Origin of the sequence: Acinetobacter proteolyticus, assembly GCF_000367945.1 — a bacterium.
In the GTDB taxonomy this organism is placed as follows: domain Bacteria; phylum Pseudomonadota; class Gammaproteobacteria; order Pseudomonadales; family Moraxellaceae; genus Acinetobacter; species Acinetobacter proteolyticus.
Genome location: NZ_KB849179.1, coordinates 2,397,793 through 2,407,754, shown reverse-complemented (window position 1 = coordinate 2,407,754; position 9,962 = coordinate 2,397,793). Strand labels below are relative to the sequence as shown.

Sequence of the window (9,962 nt, the reverse complement as noted above, 5' to 3'; positions counted from 1 at the left end):
ACCGTGAATCCAGATGGATCGATCACGACCAGTAACATTGGTGGAACAGGTAAGAACAACATCAATGATGCGATTGGTGCAGTGGGTAAAGCAGCACAAGCTGCGAAAACTACGGTAAGCAAGGCTGATGGTGATGAGAATGTCACTGTTACAAGCCGTCAAAATGCAGATGGCAGTACGGATTATGAAGTTGGCTTATCGAAGGACGTTAAAGTCGATAGCGTGACTGCGGGTGATACGGTCATCAATGGCGATGGTTTAACTATTGCTGGTGGTCCAAGCGTGACTAAAGACGGCATTGATGCAGGTGATAACAAAGTCACGGGTGTCGCCGATGGTACGGTTGCCGCAGGCTCGAAAGAGGCGGTCAATGGTGGTCAATTATACGGTGTTGCAGACAGCGTGAAAAATGTTGTTGGAGGTAATGCCACCGTGAATCCAGATGGCTCAATTACGACCAGTAATGTGGGTGGAACGGGTGAAAACAACATTGATGATGCGATCAACTCAGTCCGAGGTGCGGCTGCTGCAGCCAAATCATCGGTGAGTAACAAAGATGGCAATATTTCAGTCATTCCAACCACCAAAAACGATGGTAGTAAGGACTATGAAGTCGGCCTAGCCAAAGATATTCGAGTGGATAGTGTGACGGCTGCCAATCAGGTCAATGTGGGTGGTGCTGAAGGAACCACGATTGCAGCAGATGGTGTGCGTATCGTAGATGGGCCAAGCATGACCAAGGGTGGCATCAATGCCGGCGACAAGAAAGTCACAGGTGTTGCTGATGGTGCGATTGCAGCAGAGTCAAAAGATGCAATTAACGGTAGCCAACTGCACAAATCTTATGAAAATGTAGGCAATGCCTTAGGTGGTGGTGCGGGCTATGACCCAAGCACTGGCTGGAAGGGGCCAAGCTATGAGGTTGCAGGTGGCACGCATAATAATGTTGGTGATGCGCTCAATGCTTTAAATAGTGCTGATCAGGCATTAGGTGATCGAATCACCAATCTTGGTGACCAAATGCAACAGGCATTCTATGACACCAATCAGCGTATTGATGATGTCAAAAAAATGGCCAATGCAAGTGTTGCAGCAGCAATGGCACTGGAAACTGCGCCGTATATTTCAGGTAAATATACCTATGCGGTTGGGGCTGCTTACCATGGTGGTGAAAATGCCGTGGGGGTTACACTTCGTAAGACAGCGGATAATGGACGTTGGTCGCTTACAACAGGTGTGGCCGCAGCGTCACAGGGTGATCCAAGCTTCCGTGTCGGTCTCAGCGGTGTATTTGACTGATTCTTTATTTAATTTGGGGAGAACCGTTCTGGTTCTCCTTGGTTTAAACAATAATAAAGTGAGAATAGAGATGAAAAAGATCCAGACTTTTATGAGCATGCTTCTGTTCGGTGTTGTATTACAGAGCCAAACACATAGTAAAACAGAAGTTACACAGGCACAGGACGTTACTTTCCCAGACGTCGACAAGAGTTATCTTAAATTGGTTAAACGTTATGAATTAAACGATGTTGCACGCTTAGATGTGGGGATGAATAAAGATCAGTTCCGCCATATTTTGGGAAATCCACATTTCAATGAAGGCTTGATGTTGGTCAAAACATGGAATTATGTTCTGGACATTCGTGTACCCAATACGCAGAACTATAAGCGTTGCCAGTTACGCATTGATTTTGATCAAAAATATAGAGCAGAGCGTTTATTGTGGAAAGGAGATGAATGTCAGAATGGAATTGTTTAAAACGAATTAATGTCATTTTATTATGAAACTGATATGACGGAGTTCTGGCTTGAATTTAAATTAAACAAACAGGAAGATCTTTACCTGTTTGTTTAATTTTCCTAAAGTGGTTATTTAAAAGATATAAAGTGTTAAAAAAATAAGACCAAGGTTTGATAAGCTCTAAAGAATTGAAATATGAGATGGAGAATATGTTTCATACTTTTTCACATTGTGAAAAAAATATAAGACTGCATATTATTGAAGTCGGCAATAAAGATCTAAAGCACGCGGTAATTTTTTTTCTTCTAGAAATTGATAAGTTTTTTTCTTTAATTAATAGTTTGTCTTTGGATCACTTCCGAATTGTTCTGATCTATCGGTGTGAAATATTAGGACAGGACTTTTCGAGTCAGGAGTTGTTAAATGGATTTAAATGCTTAACAGATCACTTAAATATAGAGAATACCCACTTTATATTTGAACCTAGTTTAGAGGATGTCTATAAATATTCTTTATATGCCAGTGATTTATTTGATTCGGTCACAATTTGCAAGAATTTTGATGAGCTTTGTATGCAAGCTTTCTTTGCATCTTGTCCCCGTAAGAGTGAAGCAACGGTAGACTTCATTGAAAAAGTGAAAATTCAAATCAGTAATACCTTATCTGAAGGAGAGCCTTACTTAATCAAAGTCGCAAAAAAAATGAGGTTAACACCACGTGTATTATCCAAAAAAATAAGAAATGAAGGTGAAGAATTTAAACGATTAGTCAAACAAAAAAGACATGAAAAAGCGTTGTTTTTATTAAAAAATGAAGATGTGAGTTTGTCTGATATCGCATATACATTGGGTTATACGGAACATAGTGCTTTTACACGCGCATTTAGAGGATGGACTGGATGTTCGCCTTGCCAGTTTAGAAAGTATTTAAAGTAATTCGATCTGAGGTATAAAGTTTTGGATATTAGGGATTTAAAAACTTTTATATATGTTGCTGATCATCAGTCTATTACTGTCGCTTCTGAAAAATTAGGCGTGAACCAGTCAACTGTGACCAAACGTATTTTTAATATGGAAGAAATTGTTAAAGGTGTTTTATTTAATCGCGGTACTCGACCATTACAATTAACCAAGCTAGGTAAAAAGGTTTATTTTAAAAGCTGTTTTATTTTAAAGCAGTTAGAGTCATTGAGAAACTTTCATAGTGAAGGCCCTGAGGGCGTTAAAAAAAATATTAAGATTGGTATTGCACAGGCATTGATTGATGACTTATTAGATGCTGTGATGAATGAAGCAAAAAAAATTTACCCACACTACGAAATTGATATTTATAGCGGATGGGGCTGTAGTCTGATTCAACAGGTCAATGACGGAGAAATCGATCTCGCTGCACTGATGATCCCATCAAATCTGAGTTTCAGGAATAATATTTCTTTTTTGGAAGTTGGAACACTGCCTTTTGTGATTGTTGCTCGAAAAGGGGACGCATATAAATATAGCAGTTTAGAGAAATGTAGTAAGAGAGGATGGGTACTGCATCCTGAAAGTTGCTGTTTTCGCGAAAGCTTAGCTAAGCTGTTGTATGAAAGAAAGTTAGGCTTTTATCTCAATAAAGAGATTTTCGGACTGGAACTCCAATTACAAAGTATATTAAAGGGTGAGGGCTTGGGTGTTTATCCAAAGTCTTTCTTGGATAAATTTATGTTAGAACATGAGGGACTAGAAATCGTTGAATTAAAAGATTTTCCACTTCATCTGCATGTCGGTGTAGTCAAATCTCAACAAATGAGTATTGAAGATAGCGACGCGTTTATCGAGATCGTAAAAAATCATTATTTTAGTGATTGAGTTTTATGGTTTTGATGCATCTAAGATCGCAAAGCCCTTATTGAAGATAAGGGCTTTTCTCATAGACTTTAGTTTCAGCTTGGACTTCCAATGCCCGTTAATCTTGAAATTTTTAAGCTTCTTTTTGATATTCATTAATCACTTCTAGCGCTGCCCGGAAGGCTTCCTGTGTTGCAGGCGCGCCACAATATGGCAGACTATGCAATAACACCTCTTGGATTTCCTCAACCGTTGCGCCATTATTCAAGGCACCACGAATATGCCCTTTAAGCTCGGTTGGACTTTTCAGCGCTGTTAAAAAAGCAATAGTCACCAGAGAGCGATATTTACGGGGTAACACACCTTCACGTTGCCATGTCGATCCCCAAGCATGTTCGTTGATCCAGTCTTGTAATGGCTGTGTAAAAGGCACTGTATTGTCTTGCGCGCGTTTTACAAAAGATTCACCCATCACTTCGGTGCGAACTTTTAATCCATTTTCATAATCTTGTTGTGACATATTTTGACTCTTATAGCAGTAACAAAAGGTGGGATAGTTTCTTAAATTGTTCTCATAGTAACTAAATAATGATTTTAGCTAAAGCAGTTGATTCTGACATTGAAATTTTTAATTAAGAGCGTACATGTTGTAGTGATGAGCTAATATTCAGCACATTTTTACTTTAGAAAATACCAATATAACTTGCTCATAATGAAAATGGATCATAAAGCGACTTCAATGCTACTGGATGTTCTAGGTTGGATGGTTTTTGATCTTGTTTTTTTTGTGTTGAAGATGACTATGAATTATATTTTTTAATTCTAATATTTTGATAAATAATTATAATTTTTATTGTATTTTACTATTCGGTAAAAAAATAAAAAAAATTTTTAAAAAAAAGGCTACAATTTTAATCCTCTATATTGATGAATTCAGCTAGAATAAAAATAAGGATCAATCTCATTTGTAACGATAAATCTGTCTGTCGTGCTTAATCTTGGAGTTTACATGGGCAAAGACGCATTAGCTCTAACTGTTTCAGAAGACTTGTTGCTGTCTCACGACACTGAAACGACACTAGAGCATGTTGTCAGTATTATGCCTCAGTTGATTCATTGGCTGATAAAGTCAGGGATTGGTTATAGCGAATTTAGTATTGCATTAAAAGCACTGTTTTATAATGAAGCAATCAAAGAATTAGATGCAATCAAGCAAAAGAAAACAGATTCTGCTATCAGCTTACTATCAGGGTTAAATCGCCGTGATGTGCGCAGTTTTTGCCAGACGCATGGTGAATATGTTCCAGTAGATCAATTCAATTTACAATTACCGATCAGCGTACCAGCACGTGTCGTCGGCATGTGGCTTAATCAGAAGCTGCCTCTGCAAATTCCATTTCAGGGCGAGGAAAATAGTTTTGAAAGTATCGTCAAACAAATTTCTTTAGAAAAACACCCGAAATCTATTTTACTGGAATTAAAGCGTCTAGGTATTGTTGCTGAACAGCAAGACCAGGTCATTTTACAAAACTCAAGCTTTACGCCAAACCCTCAAGCAGATGAAAGTAAACAATTATTCACGCAAAATATTTCCGATCATCTTTCAGCTGGGATTAGCAATTTAACCAAGAATAAAAATTTTCTAGAGCAGGCAATTTTTGCGGATGAGTTGACGCAAGAATCTGTTGATAAATTAAATCAATTGAGTATTGATTTATGGAATATGATGTCAAAAGCCATCGTCTCAGCCGCAATCGATTATTGTAAAAATGATGAACAGTCATCCGCTGCAAATAAAAGATTCCGCCTGGGAATTTATCAGTATGATGAATAACAACTGATCACATAAAAATGCACTTTATAGCTTTTTCTCTTTTTTAAGACAGCCGATTTTATTGAGCCCTCTCCATAGAACTGAATAGGAAACGCTATAACCAAATCTTTGTTCAAAAGGTTCAATTAGATCCCGAATCTGATTGAACTTTGTCGTTTTTATAAATTCCTCAAAACTTTCCATATCCTTAATCGAGAAGGGGCGTCCGTGGCGAATTGCGGGTAAAGGAATTAATGCCTGAGTTTTTTTCTCAAGCATAATCCATTTATCCAAGGTAGATCTTGCAATATCAAACTCCTTACAAACCTTGGATTTATGCTCTGTTTGACGATAAGCAGCCATCACTTTTTCACGAAGATCTAATGAATATGCTCGCATAAATTTAGCGCAAGCTCCTTTGCTATTTTTGGGGGATGTTGGATCGATGTGCTTAGAACAAGCTATCCATGTTGGCTTGCATAATAAAAAGATCACGATGCTGAGAAATTTATCATCAAAAATAAAATATGTACATATTGAACATATTTTTTTAAATCATTTTTAATGTATATCCCTTTAAAAATTATTGGTAATATTTATTTGTTTATAAAAATCATAAAATTATATTAATTTTTTCATTATTTATCAGAATTCCATCACCTATTGCACCTCGCTTAAGTCTATGTTAGTTTTTTAAATATGTGCATATTACACATATAAGTTGATTTTATTGAATTGCTTTGCTTAATTGTGAGTTTAAATAAAATCTTCATTAAAACTTATACTTATCAATAAGATATAGATTATTTAGAAGGGAACGTGTAATGAAAAAAACTTTTCAATTATCGGTAATCGCAGCTTCATTATTGGCCGCGAATGTCTACGCAGCCCAAACAAATATCGGGACAGGCAATACGGCAACAGGGGCAGATACAACGGTTGTCGGTACAAATAATGCGGCAGCGAATACAACTGTCGTTGGTACAGACAATACTGGAACGGGTAATGAAGGTTTCACTGGTGGTACAGGAAACACCGTAAATGGACATTGGTCTGCTGTCATCGGAAATGGTAACAGTACAACTGGCATTCGCTCTACGGTGCTTGGAAGTGGTAACACCACAGATAAAGATTATGCTACGGCAGTCGGTAGTGATATTACTGTAAATGGACAAGCATCGCAGGCGGTTGGAAATAAAATCACCATTGCAGATAATAATGGTACGGCAGTCGGTGGCAATATTGATGTTAAAGGGGATCAGGCGAGCGCATTTGGTGATTCTGTCACCGTTAATGGAGATGGTGCGACCGCTGTAGGTTCGACATCACAAGCGATCGGTAAAAAAGCCACTGCTTTAGGATATGGGACACAAGCGACCGCAGAAAATGCGATTGCAACAGGGAGTGGTGCAGCAGCGAGCGGTATTAATTCGATAGCGATTGGTAATGCTACAGAAGCAAGTGCCGAAGGTGCGATTGCTTTAGGAAATGGTGCAAAAGCGACAGCAATGGGTGCAGTCGCAATCGGTGCTGGTACGGTTAATAATGAAGCAAATACTGTTGCACTCGGCAATTCAGGCAGCGAACGTCGAATGACTTGGATGGCAGATGGTATTGGCGATAATGATGCAGTAAACGTGCAACAGTTAAAATCAGAGCTTGCTAAAATTAATAATGCACCTGCACAAGCAGATTTAGATGCAATTAATACGAAGATTGATACTGAAAAAGCGGATCGTATCGCAGGTGATACACTTTTAAACGGTAAAATTGCACAAGAGGCAACAGACCGTACCACGGCAGTGAATAATGAAAAAGCTGCTCGTATCGCAGGTGATGATGCTTTACAAGCGAAGATTGATAATGAAGCAACCTTACGTGCCGATGCGGATACTGCAGAGAAAAATGCTCGTATTGCAGGTGATGCAGCCGAAAAAGCAGAACGTACCGCAGCGATTAATACGGAAAGAGATGCTCGTATCTTAGCAATCAATAATGAAGCAACACTTCGTGCCAATGCAGATGCACAAGAAACAGCCGATCGTATTGCAGGGGATACTGCAGAGAAAAATGCTCGTATTGCAGCAATTACGAATGAAGCAACCTTACGTGCTGATGCGGATACTGCAGAGAGAAATGCTCGTATTGCAGGTGATGCAGCCGAAAAAGCAGAACGTACTGCAGCGATTAATACTGAAAAAACTGAACGTATTGCAGGTGATACGGCATTAGGTAATCGTATTGATGTAGAAACGGCAACCCGTGTCACAGAAGTCAAACGCCTAGATGGTCGTATAGATCAGTTAAATACCCGTTTAGATCATGTTGAAACTACAGCAAATCGTGGTATTGCCATTTCATTGGCAGCTTCACAAGCAATTCCAAGCCTTCAACCAGGTCAAGTTGCCGTGTTTGGTGGCGTTGGTTATTACGAGGGTGAAGCAGCAGGCGCATTGGGTGCTGTGACTTCATTTAGTGACCGTTTCTCAGGCAGTGGAGCATTTGGTGTTGCTGATGGTGGAAAAGTGGGTGGTCGTGCTGGCGTAGCGTATGTCATCGGAGGGAACTAAGTCGTACTTGGTGATACAGACTGGGTGAGATTTAGTCATAATATAAGGATGATGTAATGAAGAAAACTTTTCAATTATCAATAATAGCTACTGCCTTGATGGTAAGCCATGCATATGCAGCACCTGTATGGGAAGGGCCAACAGGAACAGGCTCTGGTTTGAGTAATGCAATAGGTGGGCAAACGAATTATGCCAATGTTCCTTCTACAGCCAACGGTATTATCTTGGGTCAACTCAATGATGTAGATAATACCAGTATTGGTATGGGGTATAACAGTAATGCCATGGGGCAAAATGGTTTTGCTGCGGGTACAAACAATGAAGCCACGGGTGATTCATCTATCGCCATAAGTGCTGAGGCCCATGCCAGAGGTGAAAGTAGTATTGCAGTTGGTTCATGGATCAATGCAAATGATACTCAGAGTACCGCTGTTGGTACGGGAATTAATGTAAACAAAGCAAATAGCGTTGCTGTAGGTAATAGCCAGAATGTCTATGACGAAAATGCGACTGCGGTTGGTGGGCATAGTGAAGTCCGTGGTAACCAATCGAGTTCTTTTGGTGATTGGGCATGGGCGAGTGGTGGTAATGGTGCAACTGCGGTTGGCAGCCAAACATGGGCAAATGCTGAAAATGCAACCACAATTGGTTATAACGCAGAGACAGGTGGTCAAAATGCAGTACGTATGGGGGCTGAATCTGCGGGTTCTGGCTTAAATTCTGTGGTGATTGGCAGTCATGCGACAGGCACTGCTGAGAATGTCGTACAGTTGGGATCTGGCAGTGGCGGCGCAGTTGGTGCAACAGCCGGTGTTCCAGGAACTTCGATTGCGGATGATAAAAATTCTGTAGCGATTGGTTATGGCTCTGATACACAAGGTCAAGGTGCAAGTAGTGAGAATACGGTTAGTGTTGGCGGTTTATTAGGTGGTGCGATTCGTCGTATTACCCAAGTGGCGGATGGTGTAGACAACATGGATGCAATTAACGTCTCACAGCTTAAACGTGAAATTGCTAAAATTGGTGTAGGTGCACAACTGATTGATCATGCAGATACTTTGCTGACGACTGAAAAAACTGAACGAATTGCAGGCGATAAAGATTTAGCCGATAAACTGGCGGTTGAAATTGCAGCACGTCAGCAAGCAGTTGATGATGAAGCTAAAGAGCGTGCTAATGCAGATATTGCCCTTTCAACTGCGATTGGCAATGAAGCAAAACTTCGTGCAGCAGCAGATGATGCCGAAAAAGATGCACGTATTGCAGGCGATGCAGCGACTAAAGCAGAACGTATAGAAGCCGTTAACGCTGAAAGAGATGCTCGTATCTTAGCAATCAATAATGAAGCAACGCTTCGTGCCAATGCCGATGCACAAGAAACAGCAGATCGTATTGCAGGGGATACTGCAGAGAGAGATGCTCGTATTGCAGCGATTACGAATGAAGCAACCTTACGTGCCGATGCGGATACTGCAGAGAAAAATGCTCGTATTGCGGGTGATGCAATGACCAAAGCTGAACGTATTGCAGCGGTCAATGCTGAACGAGATGCACGTATTGCAGGTGATACGGCATTAGCTCAACGTATTGATGCAGAAGCAGCAACGCGTAAAGCAGAAGTCAACCGTCTGGATGGTCGTCTCAATCAAGCAAGTCGTCGTTTGGATGATATTGAGAAGAGTGCTTATCGTGGTGTAGCGATTGCATTGGCTGCTCAACAAGCAGTACCAAACATTCGTTCTGGACAAGTCGCTGTATTTGCAGGGGTAGGTCATTTTGAAGGGGAAACTGCGGGTTCCGTTGGTCTAGTCACTTCATTCTTTGCAAGTCGTGTTTCACTGAGTGGTTCTGTTGGCTATGCGGGTGGAAATGAAGTTGGTAGTCGTATTGGTTTGAGCTATGCCTTTTAACTGATCGCTATAGATAACATGGTAGACAAATAAAAATAATAAAGTAAAGAGAAGCTAAGTTTTCTTGATTGGCAAAACTTCAACTTAGATTCTCTTGTATAG

General features: G+C 40.2%; 9 protein-coding genes. 7 read left to right on the top strand and 2 right to left on the bottom strand.

Features of this window, described 5'->3' with window-relative positions; all coding sequences use genetic code 11:
• From F993_RS05855 to F993_RS05870, 4 genes are all read left to right on the top strand, one after another.
• Positions 1–1,299 (top strand): YadA-like family protein (locus F993_RS05855; protein WP_004655812.1); only part of this gene is annotated, 1,299 nt, incomplete at its 5' end.
• Positions 1,300–1,369: 70 nt separating this feature from the next.
• Complete coding sequence (locus tag F993_RS05860; RefSeq protein ID WP_004655810.1) at positions 1,370–1,759, top strand: outer membrane protein assembly factor BamE; 390 nt, start codon at positions 1,370–1,372, stop codon at positions 1,757–1,759.
• Between the two features lie 191 nt (positions 1,760–1,950).
• Positions 1,951–2,676, top strand: a complete 726-nt coding sequence (locus tag F993_RS05865) for a helix-turn-helix domain-containing protein (RefSeq protein WP_004655809.1) — start codon at positions 1,951–1,953, stop codon at positions 2,674–2,676.
• A 21-nt stretch (positions 2,677–2,697) separates the two neighbouring features.
• Positions 2,698–3,588: a LysR family transcriptional regulator gene (locus tag F993_RS05870; protein WP_004655806.1), complete on the top strand. Its 891-nt coding sequence runs from the start codon at positions 2,698–2,700 to the stop codon at positions 3,586–3,588.
• Between the two features lie 112 nt (positions 3,589–3,700).
• Here F993_RS05870 and F993_RS05875 read toward each other — a convergent pair whose 3' ends face one another.
• Positions 3,701–4,087 carry a carboxymuconolactone decarboxylase family protein gene (locus F993_RS05875; protein ID WP_004655805.1) on the bottom strand — a complete coding sequence of 129 codons (387 nt, stop codon included), beginning with the start codon at positions 4,085–4,087 and terminating at the stop codon, positions 3,701–3,703.
• A gap of 489 nt (positions 4,088–4,576) precedes the next feature.
• Between F993_RS05875 and F993_RS05880 the strand changes: the two genes are divergently transcribed.
• On the top strand, positions 4,577–5,401 hold the full coding sequence (locus F993_RS05880) for a hypothetical protein (protein WP_004655803.1): 825 nt from the start codon (positions 4,577–4,579) through the stop codon (positions 5,399–5,401).
• Between the two features lie 24 nt (positions 5,402–5,425).
• Here the strand turns inward: F993_RS05880 and F993_RS05885 are convergent, their stop codons facing one another.
• Positions 5,426–5,779: an IS630 transposase-related protein gene (locus tag F993_RS05885; RefSeq protein ID WP_004655801.1), complete on the bottom strand. Its 354-nt coding sequence runs from the start codon at positions 5,777–5,779 to the stop codon at positions 5,426–5,428.
• Between the two features lie 425 nt (positions 5,780–6,204).
• On the opposite strand from F993_RS05885, the gene F993_RS05890 reads away from it, so the two are divergent.
• Positions 6,205–7,950, top strand: a complete 1,746-nt coding sequence (locus F993_RS05890) for a YadA-like family protein (protein ID WP_004655799.1) — start codon at positions 6,205–6,207, stop codon at positions 7,948–7,950.
• Positions 7,951–8,006: 56 nt separating this feature from the next.
• Positions 8,007–9,860: a YadA-like family protein gene (locus tag F993_RS05895; protein WP_004655798.1), complete on the top strand. Its 1,854-nt coding sequence runs from the start codon at positions 8,007–8,009 to the stop codon at positions 9,858–9,860.
• Positions 9,861–9,962 lie beyond the last annotated feature (102 nt).

What these genes read in the sequence shown, in the direction of transcription:
- F993_RS05890 (WP_004655799.1), top strand. Translation starts at nt 6,205, where the DNA reads ATGAAAAAAACTTTTCAATTATCGGTAATCGCAGCTTCATTATTGGCC.
- F993_RS05875 (WP_004655805.1), bottom strand. Translation starts at nt 4,087, where the DNA reads ATGTCACAACAAGATTATGAAAATGGATTAAAAGTTCGCACCGAAGTG.
- F993_RS05885 (WP_004655801.1), bottom strand. Translation starts at nt 5,779, where the DNA reads ATGCGAGCATATTCATTAGATCTTCGTGAAAAAGTGATGGCTGCTTAT.
- F993_RS05865 (WP_004655809.1), top strand. Translation starts at nt 1,951, where the DNA reads ATGTTTCATACTTTTTCACATTGTGAAAAAAATATAAGACTGCATATT.
- F993_RS05895 (WP_004655798.1), top strand. Translation starts at nt 8,007, where the DNA reads ATGAAGAAAACTTTTCAATTATCAATAATAGCTACTGCCTTGATGGTA.
- F993_RS05880 (WP_004655803.1), top strand. Translation starts at nt 4,577, where the DNA reads ATGGGCAAAGACGCATTAGCTCTAACTGTTTCAGAAGACTTGTTGCTG.
- F993_RS05860 (WP_004655810.1), top strand. Translation starts at nt 1,370, where the DNA reads ATGAAAAAGATCCAGACTTTTATGAGCATGCTTCTGTTCGGTGTTGTA.